Here is a 22,422-nt window from a genome sequence, read left to right on the forward strand (position 1 = left end):
CAAGGAATAAATAATGCAGTGGCAAAGTATTTTATTAGAAAAGCGTAATGGGGTTGGACTGATTACATTAAATCGCCCTCAAGCGCTCAATGCTTTAAACAGCGAATTAATTAGTGAAATTAATCAGGCATTAGATCAGCTCGAAAAAGACCGCGAAATTGGCTGCATGGTATTGGCAGGTTCTGAAAAAGCTTTTGCCGCAGGTGCAGACATTAAAGAAATGGCTGATTTAGCATTTCCTGATATTTATTTTGATGACTTTTTCCATCTTGCAGACCGTATTGCACAGCGCCGTAAACCTCTAATTGCAGCGGTGAGTGGCTATGCGTTAGGTGGTGGCTGTGAATTGGCGCTGATGTGTGACTTTATTTATTGTGCTGACAACGCCAAGTTTGGCTTACCTGAAGTCACCTTAGGGGTAATTCCGGGTATTGGTGGCACACAACGCTTAACCCATGCCATTGGTAAAGCTAAAGCAATGGAAATGTGCTTTACCGCTCGTCAAATGGGCGCTGTAGAAGCAGAACAAAGTGGTTTAGTCGCACGTGTGTTTAGCAAAGAAGAATTACTTGAACAAACCTTGCAAGCAGCTGAAAAAATTGCGGCACGCTCTTTAACTGCAAACATGATGCTTAAAGAAACCATCAACCGAGCTTTTGAAGTAAACCTTACGGAAGGCTTGCGTTTTGAAAGACGTATGTTCCATTCAATATTTGCAACATGTGACCAAAAAGAAGGAATGCAGGCATTCGTTGAAAAACGAAAGCCAAATTTTAAAAATCAATAAGAGATCAATAAAATGAATACAGAAAATCACTTAATGATTGAGCGACAAGGTAAGCTTGGCGTGATTACCTTAGACCGTGTGACTCATCTCAATGCATTGTCGCTAGATATGATCAAAAGTATTGGTGCCCAATTGGAACTGTGGCGAAATGATGCTGCTATTCAGGCAGTTTTAATCAAATCAAATAGTCCAAAAGCCTTCTGTGCAGGTGGAGATATTCGCTATCTCTATGACAGTTATAAAAATGGCACGGCCGACTACAAAGGCTACTTTAGTGCCGAATATAAAATGCTGAATGTACTGCGTGAATATGCAAAGCCAGTCATTGTTATGCTTGATGGCTATGTATTAGGTGGCGGTTTTGGCTTGGCTCAGGCTTGTCACATTGTGGTAAGCAGCGAAAAGTCTAGATTTGCCATGCCTGAAACAGCGATTGGTTTCTTCCCAGACGTTGGTGCAACACACTTCCTGTCTCGCCTTGATGATATCGGTGTTTATATGGCCATTACGGGTGAGCAGATCAGCAGTAGCGATGCGCTTTACCTCGATTTAATTGACTATCATGTGCCAAGCGAGCAGTTACAAGCGTTGCAAGATGCTCTCGTTGAAGCGCCAAGTTTAAGCAAAGAGGGAATTGAACGCATCATTACCCGATTTATTACTCGCCCTGCCGAAAGCGAATTAAAACAATTGGCTGAAGGTATTCGTAAACACTTTGGATATCAGCATTTAGATGAAATTGAACAAAGTCTTGAAAATGAACAAGATGAAAGCTTAAAAACTTGGGCAAGTAAGATGCTCAGCATTTTGCAGCAGCGCTCATTTATTGCCAAACAAACCAGTTTAAAACTGCAACATTTAGGTCGAGGTCTCTCCTTACCTCAGTGCATGCAGCTTGAACGTGATTTACAGGATATCTGGTTTGAGCATGGCGACTTTATTGAAGGTGTTCGTGCACTCATTGTCGATAAAGATAAACAACCACAGTGGCAAGAACGTAATTCGAAATTTGAGCCAATTTTAGAAAAATTGAGCTAAACCGCATTACAAAAACATAAAAAGCTTAAGGAGATAAAGCGAGACCTGAAAATGCTTATGGTCAGGGCTGGTCATAAGCATAAAAAAGATAAAACAAGAAAATCTAAAAAGGATATTACGATGCAATCAATACATGGAAACGGTTCAACTACTAAAAAGTCGTCACATCGATTAGCAGGCATCTCTAGCATGGTCGGCACCACCATTGAGTGGTATGACTTTTTTATTTACGGTGCGGCAGCGGCGCTGATTTTTAATAAATTATTTTTCCCAAATCTGGATGCCCTTACAGGTGTGCTTGCTGCATTTGCCACTTATGCCGTTGGGTTTATTGGGCGACCATTAGGCGGCTTAGTCTTTGGTCACTTTGGTGACAAGATTGGCCGTAAATCGATGTTGCTACTGACCTTGATGCTCATGGGGATCCCAACCGTACTGATTGGCTTATTACCGACTTACGAATCAATTGGTTACTGGGCTGCAATTTGTTTGGTTATCTTACGATTCATTCAAGGGATGGCAATGGGTGGTGAATGGGGTGGTGCTGTGCTTATGGCCGTTGAACACGCACCCGAAGGTGGTAAAGGGTTCTGGGGAAGTTTACCTCAAGCCAGTACAGGTGGCGGTTTAATGCTAGCCTCAATTGCATTAGGGCTGGTGTCGTTATTACCTGAACAAGCACTGTTTAGCTGGGGGTGGCGTTTACCATTTCTTGCCAGCATTATTTTACTCGCAGTAGGTTGGTACATTCGGGTGAAAGTACCTGAATCACCCGATTTTGAAAAAGTAAAACAGCAGTCCGAAGAAGTCAAAGTTCCTGCCTTACAAGTTTTTAAAAACCATCCAAAGCAACTCATCACCATTATTTTGGCGCGTGCTGCCGAAAACGCATGGTTCTATATTGCTTCAACTTTTACCTTGGCTTATACCACTGCACAACTTGGGATCGCACGCCAAGACATTTTGTTTGCTACCATTTGTGGTGCAATAGTCATCCTATTTATGACACCGTTATGTGGACATTTGTCAGATAAAGTGGGTCAACGCAATATGTTCATGTTTGGTTTATGCATATTGGCACTTTACTGCTATCCATTTTTCACCATGCTCAATACAAAAGACCCAGTATTAGTCTGGACAGCAATTGTTTTAGCAATTGGCGTGGTCTTTCCAATTATGTACGCACCACAAGCTCAACTTTTTGCCCGTCAATTTCCGGCAGAAATTCGATATAGTGGAATCTCAATTTCCGTACAGTTGGCTGGGGTACTTGGTGGTGGTTTAGCACCGTTAATTGCGACCAAACTTTTAAGTATCGGGCAGGGTAATCCTTATTTAATTATGATTTATATTGGATCTATGGCTATCGTTGCGATCATATCGACTTCATTTATGCCACGTGATTGGCAGACTAAAACTGATGAGGCTTACCATAAGAAATCAGAATTAAATTTGAAAACCAAAATTACTGAGCAGTCTTAATATTCAGTTTAAATCTTCAAATAAAGAAAAGCCCTAATCTTTTGACTAGGGCTTTTCAAATTGAGCGAGCGAAACGAGATTCGGGCTTAAGACCTTCATCTTTGCTATGTCACCAATATTCTTTAACCAACTACACTTCAATCAAGCATGCAAACATGGCATATCCATCGATAACCATTGGCGGTCCTGCACGATGGGCGCGAAAACCCGCGGCACGTAATAACCGCTCTACCCCAAGAGGAGAGGTCGTAATGAGTTGTTTTGCACCTTGTTTTCTTGCAAAGTTGATTGCTTCTTGCAGAATTGCAATAGAGACTGGAGATGACACTGCTTGATTAGCAGAGGTCGGCGGATTCGAGAAATCTACGGCTGAAAATCTTGATAATTCCCAAATTTCTGGTGAGCAAGGAATAGGCATTCCATTCATTAATTGAGGAAATATCTCACCCAGTAAATAGGGCTGAGTCGTGGGTAGTAGTCTGGCACAGCCAATAATATTGGATTCTCTATCTTGAGCGACGACGTAAGCTGTATCGATTTTATCAAATTGATCTAGTTCTTCATTATTTGGACAGTTCAACTCCCAACCCAAATGTTCAACAAATACCTTGTAGCGGTAACTTTTAAATTTGGTATATAGGACTTCTGAAAAATTGTTTTGGAATCCAGCAATAACATTCATTACAAGTGCTTCCACTTATTTTTCAGGCGACTTTACTCGACAGCTGAAAAGGTGGTAACTGTAAGAATTTACAGGTTTCTAAGAGAAATTTGGACTTAATTTAGTCTTTGTTTGCGTTGTATTGATTTGAGCATAAATGAACTGTTCCCAAAACAAAGAATCTATTTTTTTTTCGATTAATGTTTCAGTAACATCAAATCCAATATCTGTACCAGATAAATCAACAATCATGATATTGCTTCGAGGTAGCCCAATTCGTTTTAAGCTAGCAATTCCATTGTTCTCAATAAATTCCCAGTCCCATCCGGTACTTAAAGCTGGGCTCCGTAATGTTGCCCATTCAGTAAACCCACAATATAGAATTCGAGAGTCTTCAATTTGTGTAGTTTCAACAATAGATATGAGGTGTTGGAGGGGGTAATTCATAAGCTGGATTTCATTCATCCGAATAAAACCATCTGTTGAGATTGAAAAATCAGGGGGGATTGTGACCATGCTACCTATTCAAGTGACTTGAATTACAGTTCTATAGATAAATAACATAAATTATTGCCAACAAAATACTGTTAAGTTTTACAGGTTAGCCATAATCTGGTGGTACACAACGTTAAGCTGTTCTTTAGAAAGTACTTCGGGCAGGGAGTTTTACTTACGCAGAAATTGACCCATCTATAGCTTCAATATGAGAGTTGCTTGTTTCAAGATTATCAACAGTTTAAGTTTTTTATATGTATTGTAGATAATATCTATCCTATTGTTAAAATAATATTTTAGAAATCATTATCATTATTCTTTGTTTCATTAAATAATAAATAAAAATTTATACTTCTAGTGTCACTAGTAGACGTTATTCTTTAGTTAAATTAATAGAAATATACAAATAAGAAGAAATAATAGGCTCCTTTTAAAAATAAAAAATACTCATTTTTGGAATAAAATGCATCCTGTAAATTTGAGGCTTTCAAGCATAATTCGCATGTGCAATATAACAACCTTAAAAAGCTTTCTGAAACCAGTTTATCCGAAAAATTTACCACCCTCTCAGGCTCAAAATGTTGTTAATTGGATTATGAATTCACTATATGCAACTAAATAAAAATGATTTATGCATGAGGTTTAATGAGAGTAAATGGAAAATTGGCAAGAAGATCTACTATCAGCATCTCTGGTAGTAAAAAATGAATATCAGCTATTTGAAGTAGTCAAATCTACAGCTTCAAAGCTTGGATTTGATTATTGTGCTTATGGTATGCGGTCGCCATTATCTATTGCTGAACCAAAAACAATTATGTTGAATAATTATCCCGAAGCATGGCAGAAGCGTTATATTAAACAGCAATATGTCAGGGTAGATCCAACCGTACAGCATTGTATGCTATCACTTCAACCTCTTGTCTGGTCGAGCCAATCTGCGAACACACAATCTCAAAAAGATTTTTGGGAGGAGGCGCGTTCTTATGGTTTAAACGTCGGTTGGGCACAGTCAAGCCGTGACTTTATTGGTACACGAGGAATGCTAACACTAGCAAGATCCACTGACCAATTATCAGAAAAAGAGCAGAAAGCTCAATATACCAATATGTTTTGGTTGTCTCAGACAGTACATTCCAGTATTGCTAAAATTGTGAATGAAACTGAATTTGCTCAGTTTAATCTTTATTTAACGAATCGGGAAAAAGAGGTTCTACGTTGGACTGCGGAAGGAAAAACATCAGCAGAGATTGCTCAGATTCTCGGGGTAACTGAAAGAACAGTAAATTTTCATCTCTGTAATTCAATGCAGAAGTTAAATGTGAATAATAAAATTTCAGCAGCGATTAGAGCTGTCATGTTAGGAATTTTATAAAGTTAGATATATAGAAATATAATAATTAATTTTGGTAAAATAAATTATTGTTAGATGTTTATGTAAAATGGGATTAATTGAAAGTTTTTAATTTAAGAAATTTTAATTAAAGTTGAGTTTATATAGGAAATCTTATTTATAGAAGTTTTATTTTAAAAATTGATTTTATATAATAATTTAATTTCATAATATTTTTTACTTAATGATAAAGTAACGAATAATGAGCTTTATAAGTAAAATATTTTAATTGATATTATTATTTTAAAATTTAGTGTTCGCGTTTTATCGATTCTCAGAAGACAAAATTTATTAATTTATAGGTTTATATATCAGTCAAGGTGCTATACATAGTTTTAAGCTATTCAAGTACAAATTAAAGCAGATTTCTTTAGTAGCTTTATCCTTATAAATAAAGGCTGTGAGGGGGTCTTACCTGAATCATTTATTGCCCTTAAGAAAAGCAAATAAACAATACATTAGATTGTAAATACAAGATATCCAATCAAGAGACTCACAAAGTAAGAATACGAACAGGCCATATAGCTGGCATGCTAAGAAACCTTGCGAAACACTATTAAATATTAACGAAATAAGGGCAAAAATTGAGTTAGAGGTTTAATTTAATTGCCCGCCTTCACAATATTGAAGTGAATAAAAATAATTTATGAAAGATATCCAATTTCTTAATTCTTAATAAAAACAGGCCAACCTGTAAAACCTTACAGGTGTAATAAAAAACACTCGCACATAAAATATAATGTGAATTTATATTTTAAACAAAAAGTATATTCATTTTTTATTAAAAGCCCCAGCTAGAAGTCTCATTTCTGAATTAGCGAGTTTAAAGGGTGAATTATAATTAATCGGAGTAAGTTATGGCTGTAATGGGTACGGATAATATCATTGCAACTTTGGAATCCCACGCAAATTCAAATGGAGCTAGGGTTGCTTTCGAGTATTTAGGGCGCCAATCCGGTGGGATTCAATCTCTGACGTATGCAGAGCTGAACGAGCAAGTTCAACGTCAGGCCCAAATCTTAATGAATCTTGTAGATAGTGGTGATCGCGCCGTGTTGCTGTTTGAGCCTGGATTGGACTTTATCGTATCGTTCTTTGCCTGTTTAAAAGCTAAAATTATCGCAGTACCTGTCAGCTTGCCTTTTAACCGCAACGGTTTTTCTAATATTTTGAATATTATGAATGACTGTGAGCCAAAGATAGTACTCACAACCAAAAAGATTCTTGAGCTATCGGGTCTTATCACATTAAAAGCCCAAAACGAAAGTTTAATATTGCATGCTGTTGATGCCCAATTACAGCGTGACTTAGTGGAAAAGGATTTTTCACATATTGCTGAAGACGATATCTGCTTCCTTCAATACACTTCAGGGTCAACTGGTTGGCCTAAAGGGGTAATTGTCACTCATAAAAACATCATGGCAAATGAAGTCATGATTGCTGAAGCTTTTGGTACACAAGCCGATGATATCGGTCTTACATGGCTACCTGTTTATCATGACATGGGATTGATCGGATCAGTTTTGCAGACTGTGTATGTAGGACTGACCTGCTATGTAATGTCACCGCTGGATTTTATTCGTAAACCACTTAAGTGGCTGCAATTTATTAGCGAAAAAGGTGTCACGATTAGTGGCGGACCAAACTTTGCCTATGAGTTGTGTCTGCATCGCATTTCGGATGAGGACGCAGCAGCGCTTGATCTGAGCCGTGTGCGTGTGATGTTTAACGGTGCCGAGCCAATCAAAGCTCATGTTATGCAAAGCTTCATGGAGAAGTTCAATACTCAGTCGAAATTGAGAATGGATACTTTCTTGCCGTGCTATGGCTTGGCAGAAGTTACGCTCTTAGTCAGTGGTGTGACTGGTCCTCTTAATGCTATTTCAATCGATCGTGAAAAGTTGAATGCCAATTTGGTACAGACCAGTCAAGATCAGACAGCCGTACAAATAGTAAGCTGTGGCAAGATTTCCGCACACATTGATTGCCGTATTGTCAATCCACATACCCGCAAAGAGGTAGGGGCTGATGAAGTCGGTGAAATCTGGCTAGCAGGTGAGAGTGTCACTGCGGGTTACTGGCAGAAGCCTGAGGTCAATCAGGAAACCTTTGCTGCAACCATCCTCGATAAGGCAGATAAGCCTAGTCAAGTGCACTACTTGAGAACTGGTGATATGGGCTTTGTTAAAAACGGAGACCTGTATGTGACTGGTCGCCTTAAGGATGTGATCATCATCCGTGGCAAAAACTATTACCCACAAGATATCGAGTGTTCTGTTGAAACAGCACATCCTGCTGTCCGTAAAGGCTGTGTGGCAGCAGTGAATTTCGGTAATTCTGATGGTGTCACGGTTGTGCTTGAGATCAAAAAGAAGTCGATAGACAAGACACTTAATTTTGAAACCATCAGAACTCAGGTTAAAGAACAAGTCGCGGCTGATATCGGTTTGCCTGTAGAAGGTGTTTATTTGCTGCATCAAGGTCGGATCAACAAGACCACTAGCGGAAAAATTAGAAGAAGAAAAATTAAAGAGCAGATCGAGCGCGGTCAACTGATCTGTTTAACCCATCCAAACCGTAGAACAGTGATGGCTCGAAACTATGTCAAAAATGGCTTAGAAATCATCCGTGATCGTGAGCAGCGGGGGCAACTGATTCGTTATAGCTCCAATCTACTCAACTCAATGATCAAGGAACGAGAAGTGCGCGCGCTCATTTTTAATCGATTGAAAAGTGCTTTGTTTTAATCCTTACCCTTTAATCATTTGAGCAAAAACTCATGTCACTTACATCTAATTTGCGGCAGTTTCAATCTGCTGCTCGTCTGGAGCAAATTTTAGGCTCCGTACATGATACTAACAACGATTTTTCTTGGTCCGCTGCCATTGAGCGCGATGAGAAGGAACAATACCCTCAGCGTGCTGTTGATTTTCTGAATGCCGTGGGCATGAACCGTTTTTATGTACCTTCAGAGCTTGGAGGTCGCATGGAAATTGGTGAAGAGTTGCTATATCTGCATCGTGTGCTGGCACGACGTGATCTAACCATCAACTCGACCTATAGCACGAATGCTTGGTCTGTGATCGTATGGATCGGCGGTAATGCGAACCAATGCCAAAACATTGCTAGTCGAATTTTGAGTGGTGCTGCACCAGCGCTGGCTTATAGTGAGAAAGCGCACGGAGCTGACCTGCTATCCAGTGAAGTAACTGCACAAGCTACTGAAAGCAAGTACGTCTTGAATGGCGAAAAATGGTCAATCAATCGCGCTACTCTAGGTGACTCTTTAAGTCTGATTGCTAAAACGTCGGATGACCGTGGCCCACGTAGTCTGAGTGCATTCTGGCTTGATAAGCGTCATATGGTTTCTAAGGGAACTTATAGCCTGAACCGCCTGCCAACAGTGGGTATGCGTGGGTTAGATATCAGTGGTATCGGCTTTAATAATGCTGAAATTCACAAAGATGCTCTGATCGGTGAAGAAGGTCAGGGCTTAGAGCTTGGACTCAAGACGCTACAGGTGACGCGTGCATATTGCAGCAGCTTCTCTTTAGGTGCGGGCGATACGATGCTGCGCATCGCGACTGAGTTTGCTATTGAGCGTGAGTTATATAACAAAAAAGTAATAAGCATTCCGCTGGTGCGTGAGCAACTGGCTACAGCCTATGCCTATCTATTGGCGGCTGAGGTGTTGTCACTCGTTGGTGCGCGTGGGTTACATGTTTGTATCAATCAGTTCAGCACATGGTCACCGATCATTAAGGTACTGGTGCCTGAGTATGTAGAGTCACTCGCTAAGATCACTTCCTCAGTGCTTGGGTCACGTTTTTTCTTAAGAAATGCATATGCTGATGGAATGTACCAGAAAGCTTTCAGAGATCATCTGATTGTTAGTGTGTTTGACGGCAGTAGCACCGTCTGTCTAGACAGCCTGAGTTTTCAGCTCAAGTCTGCCAATAAAGGGCGTAGCAAAAAAGTAAACCATCTCGACCAAGCCGAAGCTAAAGCACGCTATCACCAGTTATATGACTTACAGGTGAAGACGGATGCTATTGATTTTCGTGAGCTTGAGATTTTCAACCGCGATGGTGACTTGGTGATGGAGTCACTGGGAACGATCATCGAGATGCTCAACGATGCGGACGTTACAGAGGGACTGACTGCTGACATTCTGTCCCCGCTACGTGAACGTGCTGATCAGCTTCTTATCGAGCAGCGCACGCTAGATCAAAAAATTCAGGATTATTTCTCAAATTCAGAAGCGGCCAAAGTGTTTGAAACATTACGTTTCAGCTTGGCCCGTGAATATGCCGAGTTATTTGCTCGCATTGCTGTGCTGGGTTTTTGGATATTTAACCGTCATGGCTTAAGACCTGCTTTGCAGGATGGTGCATGGCTGATCATTTTCCTAAATGCTGCTGAAGGGCAGACATCCCCTCCAATGACATCACTACGTGAAAGCACATTGGCAGATCTGCTAGACCGAATTTCAACCAACCATATGTTATCTGTCATCGATTTTGCACTGGCATCACGTGATGCCAAACCGGTTAAAGAGGAAATTACCCCATGAATAAAGATAAAGCTTACTGGAGCGCAATCATTCGTACGCTAGTAGCGAAAGAAATGCGCGTAGAGCCTGAGACGATTAATCCAGATCAAAAATTTACCAGTTACGGTCTTGATTCGATCGTTGCTTTGTCTGTGTCTGGGGATTTAGAAGATCTGACAAAACTAGAGCTTGAACCGACATTACTATGGGATTACCCGACAATTAATGCGTTGGCTGAATATCTTGTTTCTGAGTTGCAACAGGGAGTTGCTTCGTGAATAACCTTGTACGACTAGAACCAGAAGTTCTGTCACGTCATGCGATTTCTGCAGAACAGCTCGGCATCTGGTATATCCAGCGCCTTGAGTCGACCTGCAGTGCCTACAATATGGTGGTGGCTTTTGATGTGAAGGTCAACCAACCATTAGGCAATAAGCCGATGGAGATTCTAGAAGCGGTAATGCATGATTATCCGCTGCTACGTGTAAGTATGCCTGCCAATGATCAGGGTATTGAGCAACTTATCTGGGATCGAATCTATCCTAATATCGTCTTCTCTGATGCTCGCCATGTCGATGCATCTGATTTGACACAATTGGTCGAGCAGGATTCTAAACAGCCGTTTGATCTGACTCAGCCACCGCTGTGGCGTATTCATTGTTATGAACGTGGTGAAAATCACTATGTGATTGCAGTCGTGATTCATCATGCCCTCATGGATTTCTGGTCGATTGGTCTCTTACTGCGTGATGTCGGCAAACGTTTTGGACTAGTTACAGAGTCAGACGTAGTGAACGGAATCGAGTTCGCACAGTATGCTGATAAGCAGCAGAGTACTGCGATTGACGATGCTGATGAGAGTCTACTGTTCTGGAAAAATGCGTTACAACATGCACCACACGTGCATAGCATTCCGCTTGATTATCCTCGTCCGGCTGTGCAGCAACACAAAGGTAGCTCACTGGTGTTCCGTGTGCCTGAGTCAGTGTCGTCTGGTCTTGTGAACTTAGCGAAAGATTATGAGATCACGCTGTTTGGACTCGTACTATCTGGCTTCTATATCCTGCTACACAAGCTATCAAATGAAAATGAACTCGTTATTGCTACACCCGTAGCTGGTCGACTTGAGCGCTCGTTGCGCAATGCGCTGGGGCAGTTTGTCAATACGATTGCTATTCACATGGACATTGATACTGACCAGACTTTACGTCAATTTACACAGCAGGTGCAGGAACAATTAAGACAGAGCCTCAAGCATCAAAAAGTTGCCTTTTCCAGAGTAGTTGAAGCTGTTTCACCAAAGCGTGATGGCAGTATTAACCCATTAGCTCAGGTGGGAATGTTCTGGGAACGTCTAGGTGGCATGGATGAGTTTAAAGAACTACTCTTGCCAATCCAGACCCCAGCGACTTTGGTCGGCCAAGACCTGACCTTAGGTAGTTTTCCAGTTCGCCAGCAAGAAGGTCAATTAGATCTTACGCTGGAAATGGGCGGTGAATATCAAGGCGAACTAGTTGGTGTACTGAAATATAACTCCGAGTTATTTTATGCACAGTCTGCCGAGAATATGGTGCAACTGCTGCAATCTGTACTATCAGAGATGGTGGCTCATCCTGAACGTAAGATCGTTGAGTTAGATATTGCGCCTGATTATGTGGATGGCATTCAGTTCGACACCCTACGTGGAAAGGCGACTGATTATCCTCAACATGATCTACTGGCAATGATTCTAAAGCAGATTGATGAGCGTGGTGACAATCATGCTTTGACCTCGAAGGATCATGCGGTTAGCTATCGTGAGTTAGGTCAACATATCGCTGGTATTGCTGAATATTTGCGTGAGCATGGCGTTATCCGTGGCGATCGTGTAGGTCTGATGTTAGATCGTACAGCTTTATTGCCAGCAGCAATCCTTGGGATCTGGGCGGCAGGAGCAGCTTATGTCCCGCTAGATCCTAATTTCCCAAGTGAACGTCTACATAACATCATCGAAGATGCTGAACCTAAAGTCATCTTAACTCAAACCGAGTTGATGGATGCTCTTAACGTTTCTGTGCCGCGTTTAGATATTAATCAAGCTGGCGTTGTGCCACTGGAGCAAGTGCGCGAGACGCTGGCCTTTGGTGAAACCGCTTATGTGATGTACACCTCAGGCTCGACAGGTAAGCCTAAAGGTGTGCGTATTGGGCATCCTTCAATCATCAATTTCTTGCTATCTATGAATGATAGGTTGCAAGTAACGACTGAGACCCAGTTGTTAGCAATCACCACTTATGCATTTGATATCTCGATTCTTGAGTTGCTCATTCCGCTGATGTACGGCGGTGTAGTACATGTTTGCCCACGCGAGGTATCACAAGACGGCAATCAATTGGTGGATTATCTAAATAATAAATCTATCAATGTTTTACAGGCAACACCGGCTTCTTGGAAAATGCTCTTAGATAGCGAGTGGAGCGGCAATACAGGGTTGACTGCACTCTGTGGAGGCGAAGCACTAGATACTATTCTTGCAGAAAAACTGCTGGGTAAAGTCGGCTGTCTTTGGAATGTCTATGGACCAACCGAAACTACAGTGTGGTCTAGTGCAGCTCGTATCACCGATGCAAAGTGTATTGATTTAGGCGAACCACTGGCGAACACCCAACTTTATGTTCTTGATGAACAGCAACGTTTAGTCCCACCGGGCGTCATGGGAGAGCTTTGGATTGGGGGTGATGGTCTAGCAGTTGATTACTGGCATCGACCTGAACTGACAGATGCTCAATTTAGAACTTTGCCATCTCTACCAAATGCTGGTCGACTCTATCGTACCGGAGATAAAGTCTGTCTGCGTACGGATGGAAGTTTGACTCATCATGGACGTCTAGATTTCCAAGTCAAGATTCGTGGATTCCGTATTGAACTAGGTGAAATCGAGAATGTTATCAAGCAGATCGATGGTATCACCGATGCAGTTGTACTGGTTAAGAGTACAGTCAGCAACGATCAAAAACTGGTGGCTTATTTAACTGGACATGAGATTGATATTGCTAGTTTGAAAAAGACGATGCAAATCCATCTACCAGCTTACATGGTACCAAATACGTTTATGACGTTGGATGAATTTCCAATGACAGCCAACAATAAGTTGGATCGTAAAGCGTTTCCTGAGCCTGTGTTTGAACAAAGTAACGATTATGTTGCACCACGTGATCCGATTGAAATTGAACTCTGTACTACTTTTGAGCAGATTTTATCGGTTAAACGGGTTGGTATACATGATGACTTCTTTGACTTGGGTGGACATTCGTTACTTGCTGTGAAGCTTGTTAATCACCTCAAAAAAGCATTTGGTACCGAACTATCAGTTGCTTTGCTGGCCCAATATTCCACTGTAGAGAGTTTGGGTGAAATCATTCGTGAAAATAAAGAAATTAAGCCTTCTATTGTAATTGAACTACGCCGTGGAACTTACGAGCAACCACTGTGGTTGTTCCATCCAATTGGTGGTAGCACCTTCTGTTATATGGAGCTTTCGCGCCATCTCAATCCGAAACGTACCTTGCGTGCTATTCAGTCTCCTGGACTGATTGAGGCAGATGCTGCGGAAGTGGCAATTGAAGATATGGCAACGCTCTATATTGCTGAAATGCAAAAGATGCAGCCTGAAGGACCTTATTTCCTCGGTGGATGGTGCTTTGGCGGTGCGATCGCATACGAGATCAGTCATCAGTTACGTCAAATGGGGCAGCAGGTCACAGGTATTGTCATGATCGATACCCGTGCTCCAATTCCAGAGAATGTGCCTGAAGATGCTGATGATGCGATGCTTTTGTCTTGGTTTGCCCGTGATTTGGCTGCGCCTTACGGCAAGAAGTTGACGATCCCAGCGCAATACTTGCGTGAATTGAGTCCAGATCACATGTTTGATCATGTGCTTAAAGAAGCCAAGGCCATTAATGTCTTACCTCTAGATGCAGACCCATCAGATTTCCGACTTTACTTTGATACCTATTTGGCGAATGGCATCGCACTCCAGACCTATTTCCCAGAGCCTGAAGAGTTTCCGATTCTTTTTGTGAAGGCCAAAGATGAACCAGAAGATTTTGGGGAAAGCCTAGGTTGGGATCAATTGGTTAAAGACACCTTTAAACAGGTGGATCTTCCTGGTGATCATTCATCAATTATGTACGCTGAGAATGTCGTGGCTGTTGCCCAGACAATTGATCAGATGTATCCAATTCCCGCATAAGAAATACAAGAAGGTAGAACCACTATGGTGACCATAGAACATGCTTTCCTCATACCGGCCGAGATTGACAAGGTTTTTAACTATCTTGCAAACCCGGCCAATGATGCAGGTTGGCAATTGTCGTGTAAGCATTCTGAACTGCTAGACAATACTCCACGTGTGGGCAGCAAGTATGAAATCGGTTTTAGCTTTATTGGGCGTGAGATGTCCTTTAAAGGTGAAATTACACATCTAGTACCGAATGAATTGTATGCGTTTAAAGTAGTGGAAGGACCCTTTCACTACACTGGGACTTACCGTTTCAAACCACATGCAGAAGGTACCTGGATTGAATGGGTGTTTGAGGCAGAGCCAGGCAGCTTTTTTGGTGTATTGCCCCCCGCACTGCTAAAAAAGATGGTTCTTGCTCAGTTTAAAAAAGATGTTGCTAATCTTGAAGCATTGGCTCAGAAGGGTGAAGCCTATGAGTCGGTTGGCAACGATGGTAAGCAAACGCATGAGACCAATAGTAAACCACTTCGTAAAACTCATCAGATGATGGAACAATACGCGCGTTGGATTCTCAGACATCGCCGTATTGTACTGACTGTGGTGATGCTTTTAACGCTTGTCTTGGCATATCTCGCATCTGGCGTAAAAATTATTATTGATCCAGATGCGCTTGCCCCCAAAGGTCATCCTTATATCACCTCGACCAAGCTGATTGAAAAGAAATTCGGCTCCAAGTACATGGTCGTGATCGGTATTACACCGAAGCAGGGTGATATTTATCAGCCGCAAGTGTTAGAAAAAGTTAAACGTATTACTGAAGAAGTTGATAATGCTCCGGGCGTGGTTCGATCTACTCTAATGAGTCTGGCTGCACGTCAGGCCAAAGGGATCACTGCTAATTCGGATGGATTTGATGCTAAGAAACTACTGCCGAATAGTTCTGTGACCGAGAGTGATGTCGATCACCTGAAAAAACTGTTGGCACTGAATCCAATCTATATGAATTCGGTAGTATCTAAAGATCAGAAAACGGCTGCTATTTTGCTTGAACTTGAGGAAAGTCCAGAAGGCTTCCAAAAGATGATGGGCCCGATCAACAAAATCGTAGCGGCTGAACAGTCTAAGGATATGACCATCAGTGTTGGTGGTAATCCAGTCTATTTAGATAAAGCTGAAGATTACTCTAAGCGTATCAACATCTTGTTCCCAATTGCCGTGTTGGTTATTGGATTATTGCACTTCGAAGCATTCCGCAGTAAACAAGGTCTGATTTTGCCATTAGTTACAGCTTTGCTGTCTGTAGCATGGGGTATGGGCATGATGGGGCTGTTCAAACAGCCGATGGATATTTTTAACTCTCCTACACCAATTCTGATTCTGGCCATCGCGGCAGGGCACGCCGTGCAGTTGCTCAAGCGATACTATGAAGATTTTGATCGTCTGATTGCCCAAGGGATGGAGCCTAAAGCTGCAAATAGCGAAGCCGTGGTGCAGTCTATGGTTCGTGTTGGTCCAGTTATGATACTGGCTGGCGGAATTGCAGCGGCTGGATTCTTCTCTCTGTTGACCTTTAATATTCCGACTATCCGTTCATTCGGTATTTTTACGGGAATCGGGATCATCAGTACGCTGATCATTGAGATGACTTTTATTCCTGTACTTCGCTCAATGTTACCACCACCTTCGGTTACCAAGGTTGCACGCAAAGGTTTGCCGATCTGGGACTGGATTCCAAAACGCATTGGTGATGTCATTTTGTCAGTTCGTCCGCGAATGATGCTAATGACTGTGATTGCAGTACTGGGCGTTTTTCTTGCTCTCGGCACGAGTCGTATTGTGGTGGATAACGATAGTCGCAACTTCTTCTCGCGCGATCTACCAATGCAGCAAGACGACAGATTCTTGAATCAGTCTCTTGGTGGCACAAACAGTCTCTACATCATGGTCGATACCAAAGTTCGTGATGGTATCGAAAACCCAGAAATCCTAAAAGCGATTGATAATACAGAGAAGTTCGCGAATTCAATTCCAGAAGTTGGTAAAACCATCTCTATCGTGGACTATATCAAAAGAATGAATCAGGCAATGAATGCCGATCAGCCACAGGCATTTCAGGTTCCAGCAACTAAAGATGTGGTTGCTCAGTATCTGCTGTTGTATTCAATGTCTGGTGAGCCGACTGATTTTGAATCTTACATTGATACAACTCAGCGCTATGCCAAGATCACGATTCTGCTAAAAACAGGTAGTAATCACCGTATCAAAGAAATCCTTGAGTCGCTAAAAACATATATGGCGGGTCAATTGGGTGATAAAGCTGTTGTGAGTTTCGGTGGTGATGTGACTCAGACCATTGCTTTAACTGAAACTATGGTTCACGGCAAACTCATGAATATTCTACAGATTTCATTTGCCGTATTCTTTATCTCTGCCTTAGTTTTCCGTTCGTTCTCTGCTGGACTCATTGTCCTAACACCACTTCTATTCTCGATTCTTGCCATCTTTGGTGTGATGGGCTGGCTCGACATTCCGCTCAATATTCCAAACTCTCTGATCTCAGCCATGGCGGTTGGTATTGGTGCAGATTATGCCATTTACTTCCTCTATCGCTTGCGAGAAATCTTGAGTGAAGAGGGTGGTGATATCAAAGATGCTATTCGTAAAACTTTAAGTACTGCTGGTAAGGCTTCGCTTTTTGTTGCGACTGCTGTTGCTGGTGGGTATGGCGTATTGTCCTTATCGCAAGGCTTTCATGTGCATCAATGGCTAGCGATGTTTATTGTGATTGCGATGCTTTTCAGTGTATTTGCAACCTTAATTATGGTACCTACAATGATTCTAATGTTGAAACCTCGTTTTATCTTTCCCTCAAATAAGAAGAACATTACCGTTGCACAAACTGTTGTGACAAGTCTCTTGTTGGGTACGGCGCTCACAATGTCGATGCCTAAAACATCTCATGCAGATGAGGTTCAAGACATTGTTAGCCGTAGTGATGATGCCTCTAAGTTCTTGTCTTCAAGTGCTAGTGCTAAATTTGTGCTGACATCTAAAAGCGGCGAGCAACGCGTACGTTTGACTAAAAATATGACTAAGCTTGCTGGAAATACTCAAAACAATATGCGTTTGACTGAATTCATCTCACCAGCAGATGTACAGGGAACCACAACGCTGTTGATTGAGAATGCAAAAGGCAGTGATAGCATGTTTGTCTATTTGCCTGCATTGAAAAAAGTACGTCGTTTGGCATCAGCGAATAAGGGGGATGCTTTTATTGGTACGGACTTTAGTTATGGTGATGTACTTGGCTATAAGCTAAGTGACTGGAAGTATACTAAACTGGCAGATGGCAAATTTAATGGCAAAGATTGCTACACGATTGAAGCAACGCCAATCAATAATACTGTGAAGAGTGACTTTGGTTATAGCAAACGTCGTATGTGCATCCTCAAAGACAACTTTGTTACGGCGACCATCGACATTTGGGATACAGCAGGCAAGCCATTAAAACACATTGAGTTCACGGATATCCGTCCTTACGGCAAAGTGAAACCAAGATGGCAGGCCATGAAATCTATGGCGAAAAATCTGCAAACTCAGCATATGACACAAGTGATCGTCAATGATTTTGTCGCAGAGAAAACCTTATCCGATAAGCTTTTCTCACCGCAGAGTCTTGAAAAATGACGCAAGGTACCTATTGGGTATTTGTATGCTGCAGTAGCTTTATGCTACTGCAGCATGCTCATGCAGATGACAGCGAAATTAGTTTTGTGAGCCAGAACTCAGCCAGACTCGATGTGTGGTCATCAGATCGTGATTTAAGTTCGTTAAAAAACATTGGACAAGCAAGTTTCTGGTCCAATGGTACGCTCAAGTTTAATCCAGAGTTTAAGATCCATTACGACATAAATATTGGAGACGAAACGGACCATACTGTAAACCCAGATCAGGTGAGTAAGGTAAATCGCAACTTACGTGAGTTGTATGCCTCTTATAACTGGGATCAGACAGTCTATGTCGATGTTGGTCGCCAGATTGTAGTCTGGGGGAGAGCTGATGGGATTAATCCAACGGATAATCTATCACCCCGTGACTATACGCGCCTAGTACCAGATGAGACAGATCAACGTCTTGGAAATGATGCAATCAAATTGACATATATTCCTGAATCAGGAACCAATAAATGGACAGCATTGTGGTATCCGCGTAGTCGTTCAGATGTGATTCCATTGCGTCAGATTTCTGGTGTTCAGTATGAAATAGATAAGAAGAGCCGACCTGCATTTGCAATGCGCTGGGATTATTCTGTAGATGGTCTCGATGTTGGTGCATCGTATTTCTCAGGTTTGGATCACATGCCCGATCTGTCAATTCTTTCTGCATCTCCAACAGGGGAGGCAACATTGCAGCTGAAAAATAATCCTATGTCCGTCTATGGATTTGATTTCAGTTATAACCATAACGATATCGTATGGCGCGGTGAAGCGGCATATACCCACACTGACTCGAATGGTAGTGAAGATCTTACTCACAAAAAAAATAATCTGACCGTGGTCATGGGTCCAGAATTAGCATTGAAGAATTCCACACTAAGTTTAGTTGGCGTATACAAACATACGGAGGACTTTAGATCTGCCGACAGCTTAACAAATCCAGTATTGAGTGCAGTCTACCGTTATCAGCAAACAATCAGTAACCAGTATCAGCAAAATCAGTATGGAGCTATGCTGCGCTATGCACTTAACTTACTGAATGATAATCTGAAATTAGAAGTAACAGGATTCTACTTTGCACCAGAGCCTAATGAATTGTTGAGAGTACGTATTAATTACAGCCTTGATGATCACTGGCAATTGAATGTAGGTGGAGATCGCTTCTGGGGTAGAAATGATACGGTGTTAGGACAATTTAGAGATAACAGTCTGGTGTATGCCCAGGTTCGATATAATTTTTAAGATAATTCGCTCCAAAACAATGCTGGGAGTGCCCAGTCCCTAATAAGGTGATTTATGGATAATTTAAATAACGCAAAAAAAGATAATTTTTCACGGAAGACCATATTAGTAACAGGTGCAGCAGGTTTTATTGGTAGCAGACTGATCGTTGATCTTCTGCGTGAAGGTCATCAGGTGATTGCTGCGCTGCGTAATGCCGCAACCAAGAAAGATAAGCTGTTAGGTTTCATTGCAACAGAAGGGCTGGTCGATCCGTCTATTTCGTTTGTCGAATATGATTTAAGTCGCGATTTTAAGCTGGACTCTCTGCTAGCGGATGCTCAGGCAAAGATCCATGTGATTTATCATCTTGCCGCATCATTTAATTGGGGCATTAGTAAAGCTGAAGCTGAGCGTACCAATATTAAGTCAGGACTTGCCTTAATTGAATGGGCTGCAACATTGAAGCAGCTTGAGCGATTTATCTGGATTGGTGGATATCGTGTGGCTGCTCCGCCGCAAGAGTCAGCTGATGAGTTGTATTGCAAACATGGTGGCTATGAAGCTTCAAAAATTTTGGGTTATCAAGCTTTCATTGAAGCGTGTAAGCGTTTAAATGTGCCATGGACTGCAATAAATCCAGCGACAGTCATTGATGGTTTTTATAACTATGGCGATATGCAATATATCGGTATTGCTGACATGATTGATAAGCTCTATCAGGGACGTCTGCTGGCATTGCCAGGTGGTCGTGACACATTCCTGCCACTATGCAATATGCAGTATATCGTGAGCTTTTTGATCCGAACGATGTCTTATCCTGAGACTATTGCTCAGGAGTATATGTTGCTTGATCCTTCGACGCCGAAATTTCATCGTCTCGTTCACCTCGCTGCCGAGCATTTGGGAGTCAGCACACCACATTTGCAAGTACCCAAAGGCCTATTAAAGAAATTACCTGAGGTACTGCTTGACGGTTCCAAAGAGCAACTCTCTTTCATTTCTACCGAGCACTACAATGTCGCTGGGGCAGAGGTGATGGCAGCGAAAATGGGTATCGCTGACCTGATCAATATCAGTCCTTATTTCTCTCGCTGGATTGATCGCTTGGTTCTTACACGGTTTGGTCGCATGCAAGTACCTACGCCTAGTGGTTTTGGCTATCAGAATCGATATTGGACAGAAATTTATACTAAACAGCCAGTTAAATCAGAAAAATCAGCTGCCTTATTTTTACATGGGATTCCATTCGATAGCGCCTGTTGGTCTCCAATCATCAATAAAATCACATACGATCAAGTCGCTATGGTGGACTTGCCGGGACTTGGGCGTTCAGGCAGTTATGAGGTGGTGGAGGATAACAACCGTCAGTTTATCGACACTGCTGCAAAGCTTTTAGCGCCAAATAGTGTTGTTATTGCACACTCGCTAGGGTGTCTCTTTGCATTGAATCTTGCAAAGAAATATCCAGATAAAGTTGCACGCCTTATCCTCATATCGCCTTATTTTGTTCAGGCGCAGGCCGCTAAAATGTTTCAGATACAAGCTATATCTAATCTGATTTTCCGTTTTGTGCCAAAAGATATGATTGCTAAAGATCTACATCCAGATGGACAACAAAATCCGTCTGTTGGTTATGCGATGGATTCATTACGTCGAGTGTCGGTAGCCAAGCATATTAGTGAATATATGCACCGTATTAGTTTGCCGCAGCAGCGAGCAACTCAGACAGCTTTGTTAAATGAGCTTAGCTCTAAAGTTGAAATCGTTGTGGGAGATAAAGACCCAATTGTTACTACAATAAGCTCAGATATCCCTGTACATATCATAGCTGATGCAGGTCATAATCCACACGTCACACATGTAGATGCGGTATATGACTACCTCGCGCCAGTTCTGACGAAATACATCAGCACTACAGCTTCCTAATGTCTGATAGTGCCCAAGTACAGGTTTATGTCTGCCCAGTTTCACGGGTACCACAAGACCATTTGGTATTGAGTCATTATCTCGGCTTTCTCAACGAGGCAGAGAAGCTGAGATATGATCAATATCATCCTAAGGCGGCTCGCCTTTTCTTGATCTCTCGCGCATTAGTGAAGTCTGTCTTGGCGGATAAGCTAGGCATCTCACCCCATGAAGTTAATATTCAATTACATCCCAACGGCAAGCCTTTTGTACAAGGCAGCAAGGCTGTGTATTTTAATCTTACTCACTCAGCGGACGTTATTATCCTTGCTGTGACTGAAGAGGGGGAAATAGGAGTTGATATTGAACGAGTGGATCGTGAGTTCGATTGGATGCGTGTTGATAGTGTATTAGCAGCGAGTGAAATTGAATGGATTAAGGGGAATGAACTGATTGATCCATCTAGTGTATATCAGCGGTTTTTTCAAATATGGACATTAAAAGAGGCTTATATTAAATGTACTGGTGATGGAATGAGTCGTCATTTAAAGATGCTCAACTTTCATGTGTTGTCCGAACGTATACAGTTTCTCGACTCAACCAATAATGCTCAAAAGACAGAAAAGTATTATTTTGAAAGCTATATCTATGATTCCGACTTTATCTTTTCTATATGTTTACAACAAAGTCGTAGCCTAGAAAAATTTAATCTGGATTGTTTTCAATTATTACCATTTATATCTATGCATCGGATAACCCCAACACCTTGCAAATATAACTAGATTAAATCACTCCAATAGGTGATTTTAAAAGTATAGATATAAAGAAATCAAAAGAAAAAAGCCCCAGTCTTTCGACTAGGGCCTTTTAAATTTGGAGCGGGAAACGAGACTCGAACTCGCGACCCCAACCTTGGCAAGGTTATGCTCTACCAACTGAGCTATTCC

General features: G+C 41.8%; 14 protein-coding genes. 12 read left to right on the forward strand and 2 right to left on the reverse strand.

The window, feature by feature from the left end; all coding sequences use genetic code 11:
• Nucleotides 1-13 precede the first annotated feature (13 nt).
• The 3 genes from AC1PJP_RS09430 to AC1PJP_RS09440 all read left to right on the forward strand — a co-directional run bounded on the left by AC1PJP_RS09430 (nt 14) and on the right by AC1PJP_RS09440 (nt 3,307).
• Nucleotides 14-787: an enoyl-CoA hydratase gene (locus tag AC1PJP_RS09430; protein ID WP_479752451.1), complete on the forward strand. Its 774-nt coding sequence runs from the start codon at nt 14-16 to the stop codon at nt 785-787.
• 12 nt (nt 788-799) lie between these two features.
• Entirely contained in the window at nt 800-1,825 is a 1,026-nt protein-coding gene (locus AC1PJP_RS09435) for an enoyl-CoA hydratase/isomerase family protein (RefSeq protein ID WP_049838226.1), read from the forward strand.
• A gap of 120 nt (nt 1,826-1,945) precedes the next feature.
• A complete protein-coding gene (locus tag AC1PJP_RS09440) occupies nt 1,946-3,307 on the forward strand; it encodes an MFS transporter (RefSeq protein WP_479766880.1) in 1,362 nt (453 codons plus the stop codon).
• A 130-nt stretch (nt 3,308-3,437) separates the two neighbouring features.
• Here AC1PJP_RS09440 and abaI read toward each other — a convergent pair whose 3' ends face one another.
• Nucleotides 3,438-4,004, reverse strand: a complete 567-nt coding sequence (abaI, locus tag AC1PJP_RS09445) for an acyl-homoserine-lactone synthase AbaI (protein WP_080632436.1) — start codon at nt 4,002-4,004, stop codon at nt 3,438-3,440.
• 63 nt (nt 4,005-4,067) lie between these two features.
• On the reverse strand, nt 4,068-4,484 hold the full coding sequence (locus AC1PJP_RS09450) for a DUF4902 domain-containing protein (RefSeq protein WP_005309101.1): 417 nt from the start codon (nt 4,482-4,484) through the stop codon (nt 4,068-4,070).
• A 634-nt stretch (nt 4,485-5,118) separates the two neighbouring features.
• Here AC1PJP_RS09450 and abaR point away from each other — a divergent pair.
• The 9 genes from abaR (at nt 5,119) to AC1PJP_RS09495 (ending at nt 22,257) form a co-directional block, all read left to right on the forward strand.
• A complete protein-coding gene (abaR, locus tag AC1PJP_RS09455; protein WP_311070016.1) occupies nt 5,119-5,835 on the forward strand; it encodes a LuxR family transcriptional regulator AbaR in 717 nt (238 codons plus the stop codon).
• Between the two features lie 875 nt (nt 5,836-6,710).
• Entirely contained in the window at nt 6,711-8,600 is a 1,890-nt protein-coding gene (locus AC1PJP_RS09460; RefSeq protein WP_311070017.1) for a fatty acyl-AMP ligase, read from the forward strand.
• A 50-nt stretch (nt 8,601-8,650) separates the two neighbouring features.
• Complete coding sequence (locus AC1PJP_RS09465; protein ID WP_311070024.1) at nt 8,651-10,426, forward strand: acyl-CoA dehydrogenase family protein; 1,776 nt, start codon at nt 8,651-8,653, stop codon at nt 10,424-10,426.
• Complete coding sequence (locus AC1PJP_RS09470; RefSeq protein WP_004795344.1) at nt 10,423-10,683, forward strand: acyl carrier protein; 261 nt, start codon at nt 10,423-10,425, stop codon at nt 10,681-10,683. The genes AC1PJP_RS09465 and AC1PJP_RS09470 overlap by 4 nt, the downstream gene beginning before the upstream one ends.
• On the forward strand, nt 10,680-14,639 hold the full coding sequence (locus tag AC1PJP_RS09475; RefSeq protein WP_479766881.1) for a non-ribosomal peptide synthetase: 3,960 nt from the start codon (nt 10,680-10,682) through the stop codon (nt 14,637-14,639). The genes AC1PJP_RS09470 and AC1PJP_RS09475 overlap by 4 nt, the downstream gene beginning before the upstream one ends.
• 24 nt (nt 14,640-14,663) lie before the next feature.
• Complete coding sequence (locus tag AC1PJP_RS09480) at nt 14,664-18,317, forward strand: outer membrane lipoprotein-sorting protein (protein WP_479766882.1); 3,654 nt, start codon at nt 14,664-14,666, stop codon at nt 18,315-18,317.
• Complete coding sequence (locus AC1PJP_RS09485; RefSeq protein ID WP_479766883.1) at nt 18,314-19,588, forward strand: porin; 1,275 nt, start codon at nt 18,314-18,316, stop codon at nt 19,586-19,588. The genes AC1PJP_RS09480 and AC1PJP_RS09485 overlap by 4 nt, the downstream gene beginning before the upstream one ends.
• A gap of 54 nt (nt 19,589-19,642) precedes the next feature.
• Entirely contained in the window at nt 19,643-21,496 is a 1,854-nt protein-coding gene (locus AC1PJP_RS09490) for an alpha/beta fold hydrolase (protein ID WP_479766884.1), read from the forward strand.
• On the forward strand, nt 21,496-22,257 hold the full coding sequence (locus tag AC1PJP_RS09495; protein WP_479766885.1) for a 4'-phosphopantetheinyl transferase family protein: 762 nt from the start codon (nt 21,496-21,498) through the stop codon (nt 22,255-22,257). Before AC1PJP_RS09490 ends, AC1PJP_RS09495 begins: the two co-directional genes overlap by 1 nt.
• Nucleotides 22,258-22,422 lie beyond the last annotated feature (165 nt).

Source organism: Acinetobacter sp. V116_7 (genome assembly GCF_056735735.1).